At 67.1% G+C, this 19,990-nt stretch carries 20 protein-coding genes and 2 pseudogenes; 11 read left to right on the top strand and 11 right to left on the bottom strand.

All coding sequences use genetic code 11. The features are described 5' to 3' along the window. Positions 1 to 61: 61 nt before the first annotated feature. Positions 62 to 358, top strand: coding sequence for a hypothetical protein (locus ACAG24_RS22415; protein ID WP_370474476.1), 297 nt, complete (start codon positions 62 to 64; stop codon positions 356 to 358). Between the two features lie 48 nt (positions 359 to 406). Here the strand turns inward: ACAG24_RS22415 and ACAG24_RS22410 are convergent, their stop codons facing one another. From ACAG24_RS22410 to ACAG24_RS22395, 4 genes are read right to left on the bottom strand one after another with little or no spacing between them, the layout of a single operon-like run. Continuing rightward, positions 407 to 1,249: an acyl-CoA thioesterase domain-containing protein gene (locus ACAG24_RS22410; RefSeq protein WP_370474477.1), complete on the bottom strand. Its 843-nt coding sequence runs from the start codon at positions 1,247 to 1,249 to the stop codon at positions 407 to 409. Positions 1,250 to 1,281: 32 nt separating this feature from the next. After that, complete coding sequence (locus tag ACAG24_RS22405; RefSeq protein ID WP_370474478.1) at positions 1,282 to 1,866, bottom strand: phosphate-starvation-inducible PsiE family protein; 585 nt, start codon at positions 1,864 to 1,866, stop codon at positions 1,282 to 1,284. Further along, a complete protein-coding gene (locus tag ACAG24_RS22400) occupies positions 1,812 to 2,294 on the bottom strand; it encodes a TspO/MBR family protein (RefSeq protein WP_370474479.1) in 483 nt (160 codons plus the stop codon). Before ACAG24_RS22400 ends, ACAG24_RS22405 begins: the two co-directional genes overlap by 55 nt. Before the next feature lie 59 nt (positions 2,295 to 2,353). Beyond that, positions 2,354 to 3,742, bottom strand: a complete 1,389-nt coding sequence (locus ACAG24_RS22395; protein ID WP_370474607.1) for a purine-cytosine permease family protein — start codon at positions 3,740 to 3,742, stop codon at positions 2,354 to 2,356. 46 nt (positions 3,743 to 3,788) lie between these two features. On the opposite strand from ACAG24_RS22395, the gene ACAG24_RS22390 reads away from it, so the two are divergent. After that, positions 3,789 to 4,973, top strand: coding sequence for a DmpA family aminopeptidase (locus tag ACAG24_RS22390; protein ID WP_370474608.1), 1,185 nt, complete (start codon positions 3,789 to 3,791; stop codon positions 4,971 to 4,973). Positions 4,974 to 5,029: 56 nt separating this feature from the next. Continuing rightward, positions 5,030 to 6,469 (top strand): MFS transporter, encoded by a 1,440-nt coding sequence (locus ACAG24_RS22385; RefSeq protein ID WP_370474480.1) that lies wholly within the window; start codon positions 5,030 to 5,032, stop codon positions 6,467 to 6,469. A 13-nt stretch (positions 6,470 to 6,482) separates the two neighbouring features. On the opposite strand, the gene ACAG24_RS22380 is transcribed toward ACAG24_RS22385, so the two are convergent. Next, a complete protein-coding gene (locus tag ACAG24_RS22380; protein WP_370474481.1) occupies positions 6,483 to 6,914 on the bottom strand; it encodes a type II toxin-antitoxin system Rv0910 family toxin in 432 nt (143 codons plus the stop codon). A gap of 440 nt (positions 6,915 to 7,354) precedes the next feature. On the opposite strand from ACAG24_RS22380, the gene ACAG24_RS22375 reads away from it, so the two are divergent. The 4 genes from ACAG24_RS22375 (at position 7,355) to ACAG24_RS22360 (ending at position 11,371) form a co-directional block, all read left to right on the top strand. Continuing rightward, a complete protein-coding gene (locus tag ACAG24_RS22375; protein WP_370474482.1) occupies positions 7,355 to 8,383 on the top strand; it encodes an ABC transporter ATP-binding protein in 1,029 nt (342 codons plus the stop codon). A 72-nt stretch (positions 8,384 to 8,455) separates the two neighbouring features. Continuing rightward, complete coding sequence (locus ACAG24_RS22370; protein ID WP_370474483.1) at positions 8,456 to 9,637, top strand: polyamine ABC transporter substrate-binding protein; 1,182 nt, start codon at positions 8,456 to 8,458, stop codon at positions 9,635 to 9,637. Positions 9,638 to 9,641: 4 nt separating this feature from the next. Further along, the gene (locus ACAG24_RS22365) at positions 9,642 to 10,517 is read left to right on the top strand and encodes an ABC transporter permease (RefSeq protein ID WP_370474484.1); all 876 of its coding nucleotides are present in this window, start codon (positions 9,642 to 9,644) and stop codon (positions 10,515 to 10,517) included. Next, the gene (locus tag ACAG24_RS22360; protein WP_370474485.1) at positions 10,514 to 11,371 is read left to right on the top strand and encodes an ABC transporter permease; all 858 of its coding nucleotides are present in this window, start codon (positions 10,514 to 10,516) and stop codon (positions 11,369 to 11,371) included. Before ACAG24_RS22365 ends, ACAG24_RS22360 begins: the two co-directional genes overlap by 4 nt. 11 nt (positions 11,372 to 11,382) lie before the next feature. On the opposite strand, the gene ACAG24_RS22355 is transcribed toward ACAG24_RS22360, so the two are convergent. Next, complete coding sequence (locus ACAG24_RS22355) at positions 11,383 to 12,249, bottom strand: EamA family transporter (protein ID WP_370474486.1); 867 nt, start codon at positions 12,247 to 12,249, stop codon at positions 11,383 to 11,385. 130 nt (positions 12,250 to 12,379) lie between these two features. Between ACAG24_RS22355 and ACAG24_RS22350 the strand changes: the two are divergent. Continuing rightward, positions 12,380 to 12,877: pseudogene (locus tag ACAG24_RS22350) on the top strand (TetR/AcrR family transcriptional regulator); the annotation flags it as partial. A 27-nt stretch (positions 12,878 to 12,904) separates the two neighbouring features. Here ACAG24_RS22350 and ACAG24_RS22345 read toward each other — a convergent pair. The 3 genes and pseudogenes from ACAG24_RS22345 to ACAG24_RS22335 form a co-directional block, all read right to left on the bottom strand. Then, positions 12,905 to 14,179 (bottom strand): hypothetical protein, encoded by a 1,275-nt coding sequence (locus tag ACAG24_RS22345; protein ID WP_370474488.1) that lies wholly within the window; start codon positions 14,177 to 14,179, stop codon positions 12,905 to 12,907. Positions 14,180 to 14,196: 17 nt separating this feature from the next. Next, positions 14,197 to 14,544 (bottom strand): annotated as a pseudogene (locus ACAG24_RS22340) (cytochrome P450); the annotation flags it as partial. Positions 14,545 to 14,619: 75 nt separating this feature from the next. Beyond that, positions 14,620 to 15,468, bottom strand: coding sequence for an enoyl-CoA hydratase-related protein (locus tag ACAG24_RS22335; protein ID WP_370474489.1), 849 nt, complete (start codon positions 15,466 to 15,468; stop codon positions 14,620 to 14,622). Between the two features lie 48 nt (positions 15,469 to 15,516). On the opposite strand from ACAG24_RS22335, the gene ACAG24_RS22330 reads away from it, so the two are divergent. Beyond that, positions 15,517 to 16,485, top strand: a complete 969-nt coding sequence (locus ACAG24_RS22330) for a LysR family transcriptional regulator (RefSeq protein ID WP_370474490.1) — start codon at positions 15,517 to 15,519, stop codon at positions 16,483 to 16,485. Here the strand turns inward: ACAG24_RS22330 and ACAG24_RS22325 are convergent. Then, the gene (locus ACAG24_RS22325; protein ID WP_370474491.1) at positions 16,401 to 17,102 is read right to left on the bottom strand and encodes an MBL fold metallo-hydrolase; all 702 of its coding nucleotides are present in this window, start codon (positions 17,100 to 17,102) and stop codon (positions 16,401 to 16,403) included. The genes ACAG24_RS22330 and ACAG24_RS22325 overlap by 85 nt on opposite strands. A gap of 71 nt (positions 17,103 to 17,173) precedes the next feature. Between ACAG24_RS22325 and ACAG24_RS22320 the strand changes: the two genes are divergently transcribed. Next, positions 17,174 to 18,178 (top strand): DoxX family protein, encoded by a 1,005-nt coding sequence (locus ACAG24_RS22320; protein ID WP_370474492.1) that lies wholly within the window; start codon positions 17,174 to 17,176, stop codon positions 18,176 to 18,178. A 110-nt stretch (positions 18,179 to 18,288) separates the two neighbouring features. On the opposite strand, the gene ACAG24_RS22315 is transcribed toward ACAG24_RS22320, so the two are convergent. Further along, positions 18,289 to 19,026: a DUF4333 domain-containing protein gene (locus ACAG24_RS22315; RefSeq protein ID WP_370474493.1), complete on the bottom strand. Its 738-nt coding sequence runs from the start codon at positions 19,024 to 19,026 to the stop codon at positions 18,289 to 18,291. A gap of 77 nt (positions 19,027 to 19,103) precedes the next feature. Here ACAG24_RS22315 and ACAG24_RS22310 point away from each other — a divergent pair, with 77 nt between their 5' ends. After that, complete coding sequence (locus ACAG24_RS22310; RefSeq protein WP_370474494.1) at positions 19,104 to 19,988, top strand: SCO6745 family protein; 885 nt, start codon at positions 19,104 to 19,106, stop codon at positions 19,986 to 19,988. The last annotated feature ends 2 nt before the right edge of the window (positions 19,989 to 19,990 follow it).

Raw genomic sequence — 19,990 nt, 5'->3', positions numbered from 1 at the left:
AGTGTACGACGTCTTGGCGTTACGGCCGGTCGACAGGGGCGCCGGCGGTAGGATCCCGAGCATGAAGACCGCGCGGGCGATCGGGTTGTCGCTGATCACGCTGGGTCTGGCCGTAACGCCCCAGACGCCGATCGCGTCGGCCGACGTGTGCGGTTCGGTCGGCGGACGACATGTCTCGGTGAACGCGTGCGGCAATGTCGCGGACGCGATCGCCCCCTGGGTACCGCCGCCCGCGGCTTACGCGCCCCTGCCGGAGGACTACAGCGCGGCCCCTCCTCCACCGCCACCGCCCCCACCGCCGAACGTGAGCGTCTGCGCCAACGTCGGACGGCGGATCTCCGTCAGCGGGTGCATTTAGGCGCACGACACTAGCCCTGCGGGGAGTGCCACGGGCTCGGCTCGGCCGTCACTCGTAGTTGATGTCACCCACGCGGAATCGACGGGCCGAAAAGTCGATCTGGGCCGCGGGATTGGCGATCGCCGTCGTCAATCCCGCACCGAAGGCACCGACGCTGTCGAACAGCGTGGCAGTGCCCACGGCAAGTCCGTCCCGAGCATGATGAGAGTCGGCCTGGATGCCGATCCAGTCGTCGACGGGCAGCCGTGACAGCGCGACCGTCAGATCGCCGTTGATATAGCCGACACCTGCGGTACCGAGATTCGTCACCAGACTCGTCGCCTCGGCAACCATCGCCGACCGCACGAAAGGGGAGTTCGGTTCAGTGGCAACGACTCTGATGCCGTCGTTGTAGAACCGCTTGCGTGAAGCATTTTGATGTTCGGCCGGCGAACGGGTCCAGCCGACGTCGTCGCTTCCGACGAACGGCAAGATCGTGCCGTCGGGTTGCGGCCGCGTCGAGTCCGCGAAGGTCTGTTCCGACTGCCAGAGCGTTCCCGGCGGCGGCGAGGACGGCCGATACTGGATCAACGTTGCCCTGGCGACCGGCCTGCCGTCCTGCATCACGTCGCATTCGGCGCTGCGGACCCGGCGGCCGTCCCGAACCACTCTGACCTCGACGGTGGTCGCGATGTTGCGCGCCGCGCGGAACAGGTCCACCGTCAACCGGGTCGGGCGGAACTCCGGCGATCCACATTCGGCCTCCAGAGCGCGCGCGGCCAGGCCGACGATCGCAGGACCGTTCAGATGGTCCTCACCCCAGTGGCTCTGCGCATATCGGGTCGGCGTGAAGCCCCCGTCGGCCTCCGTGAAGTGCGCCGCGATCTCCGCGGCGTCGCTGCTCTGCTGCACCGTCTCAGTAGATCGTGCCCACGCGCGGAGGATCACGCCGGGGCAGGCGACTCCTCCTCGACCGCTTTGGCCCCGGGGTCGGCCCGCCCCGAACGGCGTCCCCGAAGGATGAACGCGGCCACCGCGAGAATCAGCACGACACCGCCGAGGACGCCGATCTCGACGACGGCACGCGCGAAGTTCGGGCCGTTGTCGAGAAGCGTGGCGGCCTCCACCGACAGGACGACGATCTCTTTGATGCCCGCGAGCATGCCGACGATAAGGAAGGGCTCGACGGCGATCTCGTGGGAGCGCAGCGACGTCCGCACGGCGTAGAGCAGTTCCACGAAGATGAAGATCAGCAGCAGACCGTCCAGGATCTCCAGCATGATCGTGTTCGCAGGGGTGTTGCGTAGCCGCAACATCGTATTGAACTGGCTGACCAGCAACGCGCCGGACCCGATCACCAGCATCACGGCGATGGCCCAGTAGATCGCGTCCTCGATGACGCTCAGGACCCGATCTGCGAGACGCTGGCGCTCCTCGGGCTTTTCTTCCTCGTTGCCGGCCACCGCCACGCCCGTCAGCGGTTCAGCTGCCAGATCCGCGTCGACAACGCGGTCGCGAAACCGCACCACAGCGGATACGCCGCCAGTGCCGCCCCTGCGGGGGCGTTGACCGCACCCGCCCGGCGCGCGAGGTCCGCGCTGCTGGCGGTGAGCAGGCCGGACAGCACAGCGGCGGCGCCGAGCTTGCGGCGGTTGAAGAACACCCAGCTCCAGCCGGCATTGAGCACGAGGTTGGCGGTCAGCGCCGTGGCGTACCTGCGGGCCCGCTCGGTGTCACCGCGCTCGTTCAGCGTGTCCAGAGTGGACGCGGAGACGGCTGCGATGTCCGAGTACAAAATGTTCCAGGCGATCGGGAAAGCTTGGCGTGGCGGCTGAAAGCTGGGCTTCTTCAGCCGGTCGTACCACGACGACTGGACGGCAGGTCGGGTGGCCAACGCGCCGGCTGCTGCCGCGGCGAAAGATCCGCCTGCCGTTTTGGCAAGTGTCGAGGGGCACATCTATTTCCTTTCGGCGCGGTTTTTTGCGAGTGTCAGTACCCCGATCGTAGGGCGGCGAATCAGACCGTCGCTGCTCCGCGGCGGGTGAGGACCCGGTAACCACCGTAGAGACCGGCGGCGACCAATCCGTTGACGAAGTAGGCGATGTCGGCGCCATGCCACGCCAACGCGACCGGGCCCTGGATCAACGTCGTGTTCATGAACGGGATCGCCGCGACATAGGCGAAGGCGAACACGATCAGCGCAGCAATGCCGTCGCGACGCCCGGTGACCTCGACGGTGGGATCGAGAGTGTCCCGCCCTGCGATGCGCAGCCGCCAGTCGATCACCACGATCGCCGCGAAAGCCGGAATCCAGTAGCTCACCAGCAGCAACACGTCGGTGAACCGCGTGGCGGTGTCGGCGGCGTGAAGCCAGAGGATCAAGGCGAACGCGAGCACGGTGACGATGACTGCGGAGATCGGCCGCCGCACCCGCACGCCCATCGTCTGCAGAGCCAGCGAACCGCTGTAGTCGTTCATGATTCCCGAGCCGATCGACGCGACGGCGATCACGAGCAGCGCCAGACCGCCGATCAGACCGCCGCCCATGATGGCGCGCACACCCTCGACGGTGTGCTCCCCCACCACGCTCGCCGCGGCGATGCCCACGCCCTGCACGAACACGTAACCTGTCGCCAATCCCGCTGCGGTGAAACCGAATACGCGCCCTGCCGAGACACCCGCGGGCAGGTACCGGCTGAAGTCCGCCGCGTAGGTCGCCCACGAGATGGACAGGCTGAACGCGATCGTCACCTCCAGCACGAACGCGCCAACCAGGTCGGCACCCGCCACGGTGGCGGGTACGACGATCTCGTGACCGCCGACGAGCTTGGCGGCGAACACCACGAAGGTCACGAACAACACGACGGTCAGCACCGCCTGCAACCGGTGGATGAGCTCGTAACCGAAGAACCCGACCACGCCCTGCACCCCGAGGACGATCAGCACCGCGGACCAGAACGGGATGCCGAGCAGCGCCGAAAGCGCCTCACCACCGAACAAGCCCACCAGCGCATCCCAGGCTATCGACGAAACCCATTGCAGTGCTGCGGGAAGCACGACCGTACCGCCGAAGGCCATCCGTGAGTTCGGTAGCTGCCCGACGCCTGTGCGCGGGCCGAAGGTCGACAGATAGCCGACGACGAGCGCACCGAGGAGCGTACCGATCACCATCGCGAGCATCCCGAGCCAGAACCCGAGACCCAACACGATCGCGAGCGTTCCGGTGAAGATTCCCGTCATGTTCACCTGCGGCGCGAACCACACCGTGAACAGCCGACCCGCAGTGCCGTAACGGTGCGCGACCGGAATCGGGGCGATGCCCTGCGTCTCGACCGACAGGTCACCGGCCGCCGACGGCCGGTGACCACTGAACACGTCGTTCGAGGTTCGTTGCGACATGGCCATATTCGACCACGCGTCGCCGGGCTCGACCTGACCGCCCTCGGTGACCATGATTCATGAGGTGACCGGACAGGATTTCGCAACGCATACCCCCGACGGCAGACCACGCGCCCGCGGCGCCGGAATCGAGCTGCCGGGCACCCCGGGACGGCTCAACGCGCTCACCGACGTGGCGGGCGTGGAGGTCGGGGTGACGACACTGATCGGCGGCGAGGGCCCCCTCGTCGTCGGGCGCGGCCCGGTGCGCACCGGGGTGACGGCCATCCTGCCCCGCGGAACCGCCGGCGTCGGGCAGCCCTGTGCCGCCGGTTGGTACTCACTCAACGGCAACGGGGAGATGACGGGGACCACCTGGATCGACGAGGTCGGTTCGTTCAATCTGCCTGTGGTGCTGTCCAATACACATGCCATCGGGGCCTGCCACACCGGTGTCGTGCAATGGGCGAACCGCGTCGCGCCACGGCTGGCGCGACAGTGGCTGCTACCCGTCTGCGCCGAGACCTGGGACGGCTACCTCAACGACATCAACGGCGGGCACGTCAGGCCCGAGCACGCCGTGGCTGCGCTCGACAGCGCCGACGGCGGACCGGTCGCCGAAGGATCGGTCGGCGGCGGAACCGGGATGAATTGCTACGACTTCAAGGGCGGTAACGGGACGGCCTCGCGGTTGGTGCCCTACGGATCCCGCACCTATACCGTCGCGGCGTTCGTGCAGGCCAATTTCGGGTCGCGGGCCGAACTGACGGTCGCCGGCCGCCACGTCGGTCCGACGCTGCTCGACGACAACCCGCTCGACGGCGACTGGTTCGCCCGCGACCTGGCCGGCGCGCCCCCGCCGGGCGCCGGCTCGGTCATCGCGATCGTCGCCACCGACGCCCCTCTGCTCCCGGGCCAGTGCAAGGCCCTGGCGCGTCGGGTTCCGTTGGGATTGGCGAGGACCGGAACCACCGGCAGTCATTTCTCTGGCGACATCTTCCTTGCCTTCTCCACCGCGGAGGTGCCGGGTCTGGCGAGTGCCTTCCCTCTCGGTCCGTTCTCCGACGACGAGATCGGCTCCATCGCGTTCCTGCCCTGGGGCCGGATGGACGACCTGTACTCCGCCGTCGTGCAATGCGTCGAGGAGGCCGTGCTCAACGCGCTCGTCGTCAACACCGACATGACCGGTCGCGACGGACACCGCTCGCCGCGCCTGCCGCTCGACCGGTTAACAGCGCTCCTCGGACAGGCGCAATAATCGACGAGAACTGAAGATCAGCTAACGAACTGGTTTCTCGACGAGCGGAGCGTGACGTGGGGCAGACGGTCCAGCGCCCCCGCTTCCTGGTCGTCGGGCTGAGCATCGTGGTGTTGACCGTGGCCGTCCTGCAGACCGCCGTGGTGCCGGTGCTCGGTGTCATCGCCGAGCAGTTGAACGCCTCGACCGTCGCGGTCAGCTGGGCGGTGACCGCCAATCTGCTGGCCGCCGCCGCGGCGACGCCGTTGATCGGGCGGCTCGCCGACCTGTACCGCAAAAAGCTGGTGCTGCTGGTCGTTCTTGCGGTCGTGTTGGTCGGTTCGATTCTCGCCGCGGCGACGTCGTCGCTGGGGATGCTGATCGTCGCCCGTGTCCTGCAGGCCGCGTCGTTTGCGCTCTACCCGATCTGCATCGCGATCCTTCGTGAGGAGTTGCAGCCCGACCGCATGGTCTCGGCAATGGCGGTGCTGTCGGGCACGCTGGGTTTCGGTGGCGGCACGGGCCTCGTCGTCGTCGGCCTCCTGATGACCGGCGACGCCGGCTACCACCGGGTGTTCTGGCTGACCACTGCGTTCACGGTGCTCGTGGTCGTCATCGTGCTCACCGTCGTCCCCGACCGGCCACGTGCCGCCTCGGGGTCGATCGACTGGCTCGGTGCGCTGGGTCTGGCGGCCGGCCTGTCGGCTCTGCTGCTGGCGATCACTCAGGGCAATGCGTGGGGCTGGTTGTCGCCACGCACGATGGCCGCCGCGTCCGGCGGTGTCGCGGTGCTGATCGCGTGGTGGTTCTGGGAGCGGCGAGCCGCCCGGCCTCTCGTCTCTACTCGGATGCTGGCCCAGCGGTCGATGCTTTTCACCAATCTCGCGACGATCTTCGTCGGGATGGGGCTCTACTTCGCGTTTCTCGGCCTGACCCAGTTCGTCCAGATCGACAACGACGTCGCGGGTTACGGCTTCCATGCGACGGTGCTCGAGGCCAGCGTCGTCTACCTCCTTCCCGGTGCGCTGACCGGCTTCCTGATCGCTCTCGTCAGCGGCAGGTTCATCGACCGCTTCGGCGCCAGGCCCGTCCTGGTGGTGGCCGCCCTCGCCGGCATCGCGGGATTCCTTCTGATCGCCTTCGTGCACGCGGCGCCGTGGCAGGTGATCATCGCGAACATCCTGGCCAATGCCTATATCAGCCTCGGTTACGGGGCGCTGCCCGCGCTGGTGGTCGCCGACAGCGAGGCCGGCGAGACCGGAGTCGCCACCGGCATGAATGCCATCGCGCGAACAATCGGCAGCTCGACGGCGGCGGCAGTCGTGGCCGTGCTTTTGAGCCGCACCACGTCGGCGGGCACCCCGATGGAGAGCAGCTTCACCATCATCTTCCTCGGCGGCGCCGGCACCGCGCTTTTGGCGATGATCCTCATCGCCGTCTCACGCCCGCGCTCGCGGGCGACGGAATCCGACGAGGCCCGCTACGAATCGCGGGCGATGAACCACGAGTGGGGCTAGCGACAGGATGCGGTCACTGCAGTTCGGCCAGATTGCAGACCGAGCGGTGGACATCGCCTTTGATGACCTTGGCGACGACGTTGCCGACGGGCGTGTTCAGCAGACCTCCGGTCAGTTCGGCGATGACACGGAAGGACGACCCGTCCCCTTCGGCGGGCTCGACCTGCAGGGTGAGCGCGATGCACACGCCCCCGCGTCCCCGGCCCACGAGTTCGATCTCCTTCGGCTCGTCATAGCGGGTCACCCGCCAGTGGATGACATTGCGGAAACCCTTGACCCTAATCAGTGACGACACCTGAGTGTCGACATCGATCTCCGAGGGCACCGTGCTCTTCCAGCCGCCAAAGATCGTCAGCCATTCATCGAACCGTTTGAGATCAGAGGCCAGCGTCCAGGCTCGCTCAGGTGTCAGATCGGACGTCACGGACACATCGACAGTCGCCATGCCCTCCTCCCTACCCAGGGTATGCGCGCGCGTAAACAGCGGCGATCCCGACTGATGGCTGCCAGACTTGAGACCGCGACGCGGGGCGGGCCGGCCGGCACACGGTCAGGCGTCGGTCCAACGCGCCCTCATACGCGGATTCTCTCGAGATCAGGTCGGTTAGACAGCGGATTCCATTGTGGAAATGTAAATTCGTTGCGGATTCGCTTGCGCGTAACCGCGTGATCCGCGAAGGTTTATTGACAGCCGGGGGGCATTAACGAGGAGGATGCGCTCTGACCCGCGCACACACGACCGCTGATGCACAGGCGGGCCAGCACCGCGCCGCCGCAGCCAAGGGCGGGCCGGTCATCGAGATCGACCACGTCACCAAGCGCTTCGGCGATTACGTCGCCGTTGCCGACGCCGATTTCTCGATCGCCTCCGGCGAGTTCTTCTCGATGCTGGGCCCGTCGGGATGTGGCAAGACGACGACGCTGCGCATGATCGCCGGCTTCGAAACTCCGACCGAAGGCGCGATCCGCCTCGAAGGCGCCGACGTGTCGCGGACGCCGCCGAACAAGCGCAACGTCAACACCGTCTTCCAGCATTACGCCCTGTTCCCCCACATGACGGTGTGGGACAACGTGGCCTACGGCCCCCGCAGCAAGAAGCTGGACAAAGGGGAGACCCGAAAGCGCGTCGACGAACTGCTCGAGATCGTCCGCCTGACCGACTTCGCCGAACGCAAGCCTGCCCAACTCTCCGGCGGTCAGCAGCAGCGCGTCGCGCTGGCCCGCGCGCTGGTGAACTACCCCAGCGCCCTGCTCCTGGACGAGCCCCTCGGTGCGCTCGACCTCAAGCTGCGCCACGTGATGCAGTTCGAGCTCAAGCGCATCCAGCGCGAGGTCGGGATCACGTTCATCTACGTGACCCATGATCAGGAAGAGGCGTTGACGATGAGCGATCGCATCGCCGTCATGAACGCGGGCAACGTCGAACAGATCGGCAGTCCCACCGAGATCTACGACCGACCCGCGACGGTTTTCGTCGCCAGCTTCATCGGACAGGCGAATCTGTGGGCAGGTCGTCGGACCGGACGCGCCAACCGCGAGTTCGTCGAGATCGATGTGCTCGGGTCCACGCTCAAGGCGCGCGCCGGTGATACCACGATCGAACCGGGCGGTCACGCGACGTTGATGGTGCGCCCCGAACGCATCCGGGTGTCCATGGACGCACCGACAGGCGAAGTAGCAGCGGTGCCCGCCAAGGTCGTCGACCTGACGTTCCAGGGGCCGGTGGTGCGACTGTCCCTCGCCGCGCCCGACGACTCGACGATCATCGCGCACGTCGGACCCGAACAGGATCTGCCCATGCTGCGGCCCGGTGACGAGGTGTTCGTCAGCTGGGCCCCGGATGCGTCCCTGGTACTGCCGGGCGACGACATTCCCACGACCGAGGACCTCGAAGAGATGCTCGACGACTCCTGAAAGCCATTGGTGGGCCTCACGCCCGCGCGACCCCATCCCCCTCCCTGGAGCCGACGAAAGGCCTGCATCGCCATGTCCCGTGAGATCAACCCCCAACTGCTGGCCCGCATGACCGCGAGCCGCACATCGCGCCGACGTTTCCTCGGCGGCAGCGCTGCGGCGGCCGCGGGCCTGACGCTCGGCTCGTCGTTCCTGGCCGCGTGCGGCTCGGGCAGTGAATCGTCGAGCGCCAGCTCCGAGGACAGCGGCCCCGCCAGCGGCACGCTGCGAATCTCGAACTGGCCCCTCTACATGGCCGACGGCTTCATCGCCGCGTTCCAGACGGCGTCGGGCATCACCGTCGACTACAAGGAAGACCTCAACGACAACGAGCAGTGGTTCGCCAAGGTCAAAGAGCCGCTGTCCCGCAAGCAGGACATCGGCGCCGATCTGGCCGTGCCGACGACGTTCCTGGCTGTCCGACTCAACCAGCTCGGGTGGCTCAACAAGATCAATCACGACGCCATCCCCAACATGAAGAACATCCGCCCGGACCTTCTCGAGGCCAGCGTCGACCCGGGCCGGGAGTTCAGCGCCCCGTACATGTCCGGCCTCGTCGGACTGGCCTACAACCGTGCCGCGACGGGCCGCGACATCACGACCATCAACGATCTGTGGGACCCCGCGTTCAAGGGACGCGTAAGCCTGTTCTCCGACGCCCAGGACGGTCTCGGAATGATCATGCTGTCGCAGGGCAACTCGCCCGAGAACCCGAGCACCGAATCGGTGCAGCAGGCCGTCGATCTGGTTCGTGAACAGAACGATGCGGGACAGATCCGCCGGTTCACCGGCAACGACTACGCCGACGATCTCGCGGCAGGAAACATCGCTGTGGCACAGGCATATTCGGGTGACATCGTGCAGCTTCAGGCCGACAACCCCGACCTGCAATTCGTCGTGCCCGAGTCCGGCGCGACGACGTTCGTCGACACGATGGTGATTCCGTACACCACGCAGAACCAGAAGGCCGCCGAGGCGTGGATCGACTATGTCTACGACCGGGCGAACTACGCCAAGCTGGTGTCCTATGTCCAGTACATCCCGGTGCTGTCGGACATGACCGAGGAACTCGAGAAGATCGATCCGGAATCGGCGAACAATCCACTGATCAACCCGTCCGCCGATGTCCTGGCCAAGTCCAAGGGCTGGGCCGCTCTGACCGACGAGCAGACGCAGGAGTACAACACCGCGTACGCCGCCGTCACCGGCGGCTGACACCATGGCTGGTGTTGCTTCCAGCAGCCGTCAGCGGAGCAAGATCGCGCCGTATCTGATGGTGCTGCCGGCGCTGGCGTACCTCGCGATCTTCTTCGTCGTGCCGTTCTTCTCGTTGGCGCGGACATCGCTGTCGGAGACTGCGGGCTCGGTATTCATGCCCACGCTGACGTTCGCGTGGGACTTCGGTAATTACGCCGAGGCCTTCACGCTCTACCGGGAACAGATCTTCCGTTCGTTCGGCTATGCCCTGGCGGCCACGGTGCTGTGCCTGCTGCTGGCGTTTCCGCTGGCCTACGTGATCGCCTTCAAGGCCGGGCGGTACAAGAACCTGATTCTCGGCCTGGTGATCCTGCCGTTCTTCGTCACGTTCCTGATTCGCACCATCGCGTGGAAGACGATCCTCGCCGACGAGGGATGGGTCGTCACCGCGCTGGGCGCGATCGGACTCCTCCCCGACGAGGGCCGGCTGCTGTCCACCAGTTGGGCGGTGATCGGGGGGTTGACCTACAACTGGATCATCTTCATGATCCTGCCGCTGTACGTCAGCCTCGAGAAGATCGACCCGCGCCTACTCGAGGCGTCGAAAGACCTCTATTCGTCGACGCCGCGGGCGTTCGGCAAGGTCATTCTGCCGCTGTCGATGCCGGGTGTGTTGGCGGGCAGCATGCTCGTATTCATCCCTGCTGTCGGCGATTTCATCAACGCCGACTATCTGGGTAGTACGCAGACGACGATGATCGGGAACGTCATCCAAAAACAGTTCCTCGTCGTGAAGGACTATCCGGCGGCCGCGGCACTGAGCCTCGGGTTGATGGTGCTGATCCTGATCGGGGTGCTGCTCTACACCCGCGCGCTGGGCTCGGAGGACCTCGTATGACGACGCAGGCAGGTGCCGCGATCGCCACCGCCGCACAACAGGATCCGAAGCCGAAAAAGGTTCGCGCGCGCCGCAATTGGGGCGATGTGCTGCTACGGATCGTGGCCGGCCTGGTGCTTCTGTACCTCTTCCTGCCGATCTTCGTGATCGTGCTGTTCTCCTTCAACAAACCCGAAGGCAAGTTCAACTACACCTGGCAGGGCTTCACGCTGGAGAACTGGCTCGACCCGTTCAAGTACCCGCCGCTGACCGAGGCGCTGAAGTTGAGCCTCAACGTCGCCGCGGTATCCACGGCGATCGCGATCGTTCTCGGCACGCTGGTAGCGATCGCCCTGGTCCGGCAGCGGTGGCGCGGACAGCGCGCCGTCGACACGTTCCTGGTGCTGCCGCTGACCGCGCCCGAGGTGGTGATGGGTGCGGCACTGCTGACGTTGTTCCTGGATTTCGACCAGCCCGCCGGGTATGTGACGATCCTGCTGTCCCACATCGCCTTCGAGGTCAGCTTCATCGCGATGACGGTGCGGGCCCGGGTGCGCGGTTTCGACTGGACGCTGGAGGACGCGTCACTGGACCTCGGGGCGAGCCCGGCGCGCACGTTCTTCAAGGTCACTCTGCCGCTCATCGTGCCTGGGATCGTGGCCGCGGCGATGTTGTCCTTCGCGCTGTCGCTGGACGACTTCATCATCACCTACTTCGTCAGCGGGTCCGAGGTCACCTATCCGCTGTACGTCAACGCGGCCGTGAAAGCGGCTGTGCCGCCCCAGATCAATGTGCTCGCGACCGCGATCCTGGTGGTGAGCCTGGTTCTGCTCGCCGCCGGCACGTTGTGGCGACGCAAAAAGTTCGAGGGCTGACTGGCCTTCGTTCAGCCCACTTCGAGCGGCACCGGGGCGGCCCTTGCTCCGGTGCGCGCAGCACCGATGCCGGCGGCGACGACCAGGCAGATGCCGATGATGCCTAGCGGTCCTGGCACCTGGTGCAGTACGACGAAGCCGAGCACCATGGCAAAGGCCGGTTCCAGGGCCATCATCGTGCCGAACGCCGCGGTGGTGAGCCTGCGCAGCGCCAGCAGCTCCAGCGCGAAAGGCACCACCGGCAACAGGATCGCCAGCCCCAGGCCGATCAGCAAGATCTGCGGTGTCATGTGCTCGACGACACCGGGGCCGACGACCAGCGTCGCGACCAACCCGGCCACGGGCATCGACACGGCGAGGCCGGTAATGCCCGCGACCTCGTCGCCCACCTTCTGGGTGAGGAGGATGTAGACACCCCAACACACCGCCGCGCAGAGCGCGTAGGTGACGCCGACGAGGTCCACGCTTCCACTCCAGGGCTCGGTCAGCATCAGCACCCCTGCCGCGGCGAGTCCCGGCCACACCCAGCGGCCCCGGCCCCTTCCGCGCGCGACCGCCACACCGAGCGGGCCCAGAAATTCCAGCGCACTCGCGGTCCCCAGCGGGATGCGATCCAGCGCGGCCATGAACAGCATCGTGATCCCCGCCGTCACGACGCCGAGAAGGACGCACATCAGAAAGCTGTTGCGGGTGAACGCTGCCCGGCGGGGGCGGACGATGATGAGAAAGAGGATCCCGGCCCACGCCAACCGCAGCCACGCCACTCCTTCGACGCCGATGTCTTCGATCAGCGTGACGGCGATCGCCAACCCGAGTTGCACGCACACCATCGACCCCACCGCCATGAGGGCGCCGGTCCGCGCGTGACCTGTCTCCATGAGTGCATTGAACGGGACGCCGACCGTTGCGGTCCACGTGGTTTTCTACGACATACCGTTCATCATTTTCGAACAATTCCGCCGTCGGCAATGTGTTCACCGGGCCCTGTGACGACCGCAGCCAGGCCCCTTGCCCACTGGCAGATCCGAAGGCACCCGCCTCGTTCTGTTGGCCGCTGCGGAGCGGCTGTTCGCCGAACGGGGCATGTATGCGATCTCGAACAGGCAGATCAGCGAGGCCGCCAGGCAGGGCGACAACGCCCGTCTGCTACCACTTCGGTACGCGGACGGATCTGTTGCGCGCGGCGATGCCGGCCCGGACCACGGCCTCGCCGGCGACCGGTATGCACGTTTCGCCGCGCAGGCGATGGCAGACCCCGCCTATCGGGACGTGGTCACCAAGGACGCACCGGCCTCACCGCAACTGGTAAAGACGATCAACGGGATCAACGACGGCATGCCCCATCTTCCCGAGCGCGTCCGGTTCGAGCGCATCGTGATGGCGCGAAACCTGTTGATGCACACGTGCGCCGAGCATGAGGGAGCTCTGGCCCAGCACGGTCCGCGGGCCCGATCTGCGTGGCCGGAGGCAGCCCACGGGCTCATCGACGCCGTCACCGGCCTGTGGCCCACCGACAGGCGAGGATGGACTGCGCTAGATTCCACGCAATGCGTCGCCGAGATCCGTTCCCGCCCACAGGTTCAACACGTTGACAAGCATCTGGAGCGGCGCCCGGACCCCCTCGTCGTCTTCGATGTGCGGATCAGCGCGCGTGGTGGTGGCATCGAGGCCTGGCACGCGCGCCCGGACCAGCGCGGGCACATCCAGCAGCCAGGTGACGCCCATCAGAATCGCGTAGAGCACGAGATCCCGGCGCAGCGCGACCGGTGCCACATCCGGGCCACCGATGGCGCGGACCTCGTCGCAGAAAGCGCACAGCAGGTCGTCGAGGTGTCGATTCCACAGATCGGTCTCGGCCGCCGACAGCGCGCCCCACAACGCCATCGCCACGTTCATCTGGCTCACACAGCCCCAGTCCATCAGGCCGCACCGCAGGCCGTGCCCGTCGCGCCAGAACCATGCGTTGTCGACGTTGGCGTTCCAGTGGCACAGCGCGATGTGATCGGTTGCGGCGGCCAGGTGCCGCCATAGTGCGGGTTCGGCGGCGATCACCGCCCGCGCGTCGGCGGCCAGTCGCGAGGTCAGTTGCGGCGCACGGACGTCTGCCGGGAACAGACCCGGGTGGGCCGCGATGAAGTCGACGAGCCGAACGAGCCTGCGATCGAGTTGTTCCGGAGCCCGCGTGGGCCGCTCCCCCACCGTCGCCGCGGCCAGATCGACCGGGAAATGCTCAATCAGACGGGCAGGAAGCGCACCGGCGCGGTGCGCTCCGGCGAGCCGGCCCAGCGCCATGACTATCGCACGATAGTGTTCATACTGCCCGGGCATCCGGTAGTCGAGACATTTGGGGTACGCCGGCTCGATTCCGTTGCTTCCGAACAGTATTCGCTCGGTGATCAGCAGGCCGGTGCCCGAGGCGCCGTGGTAGTCGGCGAACTGGGTCGCGGGTACCGCGATGGGAAAGCCCGGCGACCGTGCCAGCGCGGCGAACCTGACCTCGGAATCCATCTGGGTTCTCCCGACGTCGCGGAGATCGTCGTCGAAGTCACGGGAGAACTTGGCGAACAGTTCGCGATGCACACCAGGTTGCGGTGCGCAGTACCGCACCGACAGGACGACCTTGCGGCCCGTGCTGCCTCCGCCGACTTCCACGAAGCGGTCGATGCCGGTGACGTCGTTGTCGGCGCTCAGGACACCCCACGCCCTGAAGGCGTCGCGCAGGAATCGAACACCGCCCTGCCGCAAAGCCACCGGGTGTGCGGGAAACGAGATACCGCTGAGGTCACCGCGAACCCACGAGTCGTTCATCAGGTCTGCTCGGCGGCACGGATCAGCACCTCGTTGACCGCGACCCTGCGCGGCGTGAAGATTCGCGACAGCAGTTTGCGATGAATGTTGTGGATCGGTGGGTCTTCGAAGATCAGTGTGCCCGAGGGGATGTCCATGCCCGACTTGATGATCTCCGAGACGGCGCCACGCGCGGAACTGAACGTCTCGTGATCGACCAATGCGGCGTCGACATCGGCGTATCGGCTCAGCGCGTAGAAGTCGTGCGCGGCGTTGTAATACAGCGGGCCGGCCTCGCGGATTCTCGCGAAGATCGGGTATGGGTCGGTGTTGAGCTCGACGTCGTAGGGGTCGTAGGAGACGTCGCTGTCCGTGCTGACCGCCATGGATGGTTCCTTCCGCTGCGCACTCCCGCCAGTGTGTCAGCGCTCCTGCGCCGCCGGGCTGTTTAGACTCTTCGCTTAACCCGGCGTCCCGAACCGTGCGGTGCTGCCTTCAACGCCCATCCCCGGCAACGGTTTCCACTCCCCCGACACCGACGCCGTCCAGCGCGGAGTGCGTCGCTCCAGGAACGCGGCCACGCCCTCGCGCGCATCGGCGCTGCCCATCACCCGGCGGTGCGCCTCGGTTTCCAGACGAGCGACCTGCCGTGGCGGATACCCGTTGACCATCGTGTCCCAGAGCAGACGCTTACTCAGCGCTGCCGACATCGGCGCGACGTTGGTCGCGATGTCGCGTGCGACCGACATCGCCTCGCCCAGAACCTCGGCAGCCGGGACCGTACGCGTGGCGATCCCCATCGCGAGCGCCTCGTCCCCGCCGAACGTACGGCCGGTCAAGAGTAGATCCGCAGCCGCGGTGCCGCCGGCCAGGTGCGGCAGAGTCCAGTGCGACATGCAGTCCCCGACCACACCCCGGCGCGCCTGCGCGACAGCGTATTTGGCGTCAGTGGCCATGATTCTGATGTCGGCCTGCAGCGCGATCGTCAAACCGATGCCGATGGCATGTCCGTTGACCGCCGCGATGACCGGGGTGCGTAACTCGAACGCGGCGGGGTCGGTGGGTGACGCGGTGAACGAATCGGTGGTGGATGCGAACGGGCTTTCCGGTGTCGCGAAGTCCGCCCCGGCGCAGAAGGCGTCGCCCGCGCCGGTCACCAGGATCACTCTCACGTCATCGTCGTCGTCGCAGCCCCGATAGGCGGCGTTGAGCAGCGCTCCCATCTCACCGGTGTATGCGTTGCGATGCTGCGGCCTGTTGAGGGTGAGCACCGCGACACCGTCGCCGACGGAGACGGTCAGGTCGGTCATGTGGCGAACTTACCGACTGCGTGCGCTCCGACTGGGGACAATTCCTGCATGGAAACCCGGCGTCTGGAACTGCTGCTGGCACTGTCGCGGCTCGGCTCGATGCGTGCCGTGGCCGACGAGCACCACCTCACGACGTCGACGGTGTCCCAGCAGATCGCGGCGCTGGCGCGCGACACCGGCTCCCAGTTGGTCGAACCGGAAGGCCGCCGAGTGCGTCTGACCCCGGCGGGCAGGCGCCTCGCCGACCACGCCGTCACGATCCTCGCGGCCGTCGACAGCGCCCGACTGGACCTCGATCCGGACGCCGAACCGGCCGGTACCGTCCGCATCGGCGGCTTCGCCACGGGCATTCGGGTCTCGCTGCTGCCCATCGTCGCCGATCTGCGGACTCGCTACCCCGATGTCGACGTGGTGATCAGCGAGTACGAGCCGATCGAGGCGTTCGCACTGCTCGTCGGCGACGATCTCGACCTGGCTCTGACCTACGACTACAACCTCGCCCCGGCCTCGCCTGCCGCGAGCCTGGAACCGATGCCGCTGTGGTCGATCGGCTGGGGTCTCGGGGTGCCGTCCGGCACGCCCGCCGACGCCGAACTCACCGCCTTCGCGGAATCGACATGGATTGTGAACTCGCGCAACACCGCTGATGAAACGGCGGTGCGCACGCTGGGATCGCTGGCAGGATTCACCCCGACGATCGCCCATCAGATCGACAGCCTCGACCTCGTCGAGGACCTCATCGTCGGCGGGTTCGGCGTCGGACTGTTGCCCCTGGGCAGGCCGACTGGTCCCGGGGTCGACATCCTGCCGCTACGAAACCCGGAGGTGACGTTGACTGCCTATGCCGTGACGCGGGCCGGCCGCTCGGCGTGGTCACCCCTGCGCGCGATCCTGGACCGGATGCGTCCGCCACCAGGGGTCCCGCCGCACCCTCAGTGGCCGCGCCCCGAGGCCAGCCACGCGGCCTGCCGGAGCACAAACGCCGCGTCGACGAGCGAACCGTGCCCGGGGACGTAGACGCCTTCTCCGCCTGCTGTCACCACACGCTCCAGCGTTTCCGGCCATGCCGTCAGGTCCGAGCCTTCGTCGATGCACGGGTCGGCGGATTCCTCGACGAGGTCTCCGCAGAACACCACCGTTTCGGGCCCGTCCTGCACGACGGCGATCACGTCATGGTCGGTATGGCCCCGGCCCGGATGGCTGATCGTCACCGCGACGTCGCCGAGCGTGACCGTCGCCTCGGCAACGGATGCACGGGGAGGATCCAGCACGGCCAGCGCCTGGGCGACCTCGTCCGGGTCGGCTCCGTGGTTGAGCGCGTCGGCGCGCAACAAAAGTTTGCGCTCTGCCATCGTGCGGCCGACCTCGGGCGAGCAATACGTGTCGGCGCCGGCGAAGACCGAATATCCGAGCACATGGTCGAAGTGGTTGTGGGTCAACACGACATGACCGACGCGGCACCCGGTGAGCGTCGCGACGTCGTCGGCGATCGCCCCTGCCTCCGACAGCGTGGTGCCCGTATCGACGATCAGCGCCACGCCGTCGTCGTGGACGACGCCGACGGTGACGTCGCAGAAGGCCAACCTGCACCGCATCACATGCGCGCTGACCCGTTCCCACACCGGCGACGCCATGTCGCCGAAGGTACCCCGCACGTGCGCTGACGTGGGGTTTGCGGCCACGTAAGCGGGGGAACACAGGCCCCATGTTGATCAGACGTGTTGCGCGCCCCATGCTGTCTGCAGTGTTCATCTCGCGGGGTGTCGAAGCCCTGCGAAGCCCCAAACCAGCTACAGACGCCACCCGGCAAACCCTTGAGGGACTGAGCAAATTGCCAGATCCCGTCGGCACCAATGTGCCGTCGAACGCCGAGACCGTCGCCAAGGTCACCGCAGCTGTACAGATCGGCGGCGGCCTCCTGCTGGCCACGGGCAAACTTCCTCGCGTTGCGTCGGCGGCGCTCGCGCTGACCGTCGTCCCCAGTTCGCTTGGCGGCCACGCCTTCTGGAACGAAGTCGACCCGCAGCGCAAGACCGACGAGCGTCGCGCGTTCATCACCGACATCAGCTTGATCGGCGGCCTGATCATCGCCGCCGTGGACACCGAGGGCAAACCGTCGCTCGGGTGGCGCGGACGACGTGCCGCCCGCAAGGTCTCCGAGGCCGTCTCTTCGGCGCTGCCGGCCGGGGCGGCCTCAGGCAGCTCTCTGACCGACAGCGCGCTCGCCGAAAAGGTCGGACACGGCCTACACGTCGGCGCCGAGCGCGGCCGCGAGCTCGCCCACGTCGCCGGCGAGCGGGGTTCCGAACTCGCCGAGGTGGCACGCGACCGGGGCGGCAAATGGGCGGAGATCGCTCGCGAGCGCGGCGGCGAACTGGCCGAGATTGCCAGGGAGCGCGGCAGCGAGTGGGCAGAGGTTGCGCAGAAGCGCGGGGGCGAGTTCGCCGATCTGGCCCGCGACCGCGGCAGCGAATGGGCCGAAGTCGCCCGGGACCGCGGCGGGGACCTGGCCGAACGGGCGCGTGACCGGGCACCCGAGTTGGCCGAGGTGGCCCGCGACAGGAGCTCCGACTGGGCGGATCTGGCTCGTGGACGCGCGGAGTTCGCACTCGACCGCGCCGCCGATCTGGCCGACACCGCAGGCAAGGAAGCCAGGAGGGTGAGCAAGGAAGCCAAGAAGCAGGCGAAGAAGCAGAAGCGCCGCGTCTGAGCTGACGACACGACATCGAGGCCTCGGCGAATTCCGCCGGGGCTTCGATGTCGTTGTGGGTAGACAGATGCTTCGCGAAAACTGCTGCCGCGCAAGTCTTTTGCGCGGCGTCAACTCCGCGGAGCGTAGCTGAAGTCGATCCTGGCCCCGTCGACTGTGGTGACGGTGACGATGAACGCCGCGCTTTCCGGACCGGCGACCACCGAACAGTCCACCGTGTTGCCCGGCTTGCCTTCCAGGTTGCCCGAGCACGTCGCCGAATCGGGCCGTCTACCCAGGTGGCGGGTCAGATCGCCCAGCAGCGAATTCTCGACCTCGCCCTTGGTGAGGATAGGGACCAGATCGAAATTCATCATCAGGCCCTCGACGCTCGTCACCTCGGCCGTGCGCCGCAGCGTCACGCCGTCCGCGGTGACGTCGCATTGTGCGGACTCCCCCATCACCCCCAGCAGACCGTTCAGGCACATCACGTCCGAGGTCGGCGGACCCCCGGCCTCGTCGACGAGCCGCGCGACCGCCCGTTCGAGTTGTTCCTCGGACAGAGCGGGCATCAGCTCGTAGTCGATGGCCTCGCCGTCGACGCTCGTGACGGTGACGATGGGCTCGAAGCTGTTGGTGGGGCTCATCACGACGTCGCACCGCGCGGTCTGACCGACCTCGCCGATGAGCGGATCCTTGCACGACACCGACTGCGGATTGTTGCCCGCCTCGGCGAAACGGGCCGCGATGTCGGACTGCAGGTCCGAGGTGGCCACTGCGGGGACGCCCCGCGACACCGTCAGGCCGCAGCCGGCCATCGGGGCAGTCACCGCCGCCAGCATTGCGAGCAGGCCGGCGACCTTCCTCATGTGTGCAGTCCTGTCACAGGTCGGAAGTTTGCAGGCACCCTAGCAGACCGAGGTCAGGGTGGTGATTAACTGCCTACGTGCCCAGACCTCATTCCCTCGCCCGCCGTCTGCACGATCGGATCGAACCCGTGCACGCCGTCACCTACTTTGCACCGGAAGCGAGATCTGCCCTCGACTCGCTGGGCTACCGCGGCTTCTGGATGGGATATTTCGCGGCACGCTCGGCGCCGCTCGGGAGCGTGCCCGCCGACGTCGTCACGGCGGCTTTCTACAACTTCGCGCCTGCTCGGGTGGCCAAGGCGCTGCCCGCCGCATGGGACGTCGCCCCGCCCGAAGCGGCACTGAAGGCTCGCCGGGAATCGGCCGTGGCCGCTCTCGACCGGTGCGGTGTGACGCAGCACGAAGCAGCGACGGTGGCCGACCTCGTGTCCGAGGCGACAAGAGACCTTGAGGTGGGCGGGCGAGTCCTGTTCGCCGCCAATCAAGCCCTTCCGTGGCCGCAGGAGCCACTGGCCAGACTGTGGCACGCCGCCACCCTGCTGCGGGAACACCGAGGGGACGGCCACGTCGCGGTGCTCACCGCCCACGGTGTGTCAGGACGGGAGTGCAACGTGCTGCACGCCGCTGCCGGCAAGGTGCCCGCGGAGATGATCATGCGGTCACGCGATTACGACGAGTCGCAGTGGGCGCAGCTGCAAGGCCAGCTGCAGCAGCGGGGTGTGCTCGATGCCTCCGGTGAATTGACCGCTGCAGGAAGCGATCTCAAACGCGACATCGAGGACGACACCGACGCCGTGGCCCTGCCGGCTCTCGCGGCACTTGACGACGACGAGGTCGAGGCCCTGTTCCAGGCGCTGACGCCGATCACCCGCAAGGTCGTCGCGGCCGGCGACATACCGTCGGGCACCCCGATGGGGCTCAACCGCGACGATCTCGATGACGGCAGCGCGCATCTGGGCTGACA

The sequence above is a fragment of the Mycobacterium bulgaricum genome (assembly GCF_041287165.2).
GTDB lineage: Bacteria > Actinomycetota > Actinomycetes > Mycobacteriales > Mycobacteriaceae > Mycobacterium > Mycobacterium bulgaricum.
Note: the sequence above shows the minus strand (reverse complement) of the source record. Positions and strands in the feature narration are given on the sequence as shown.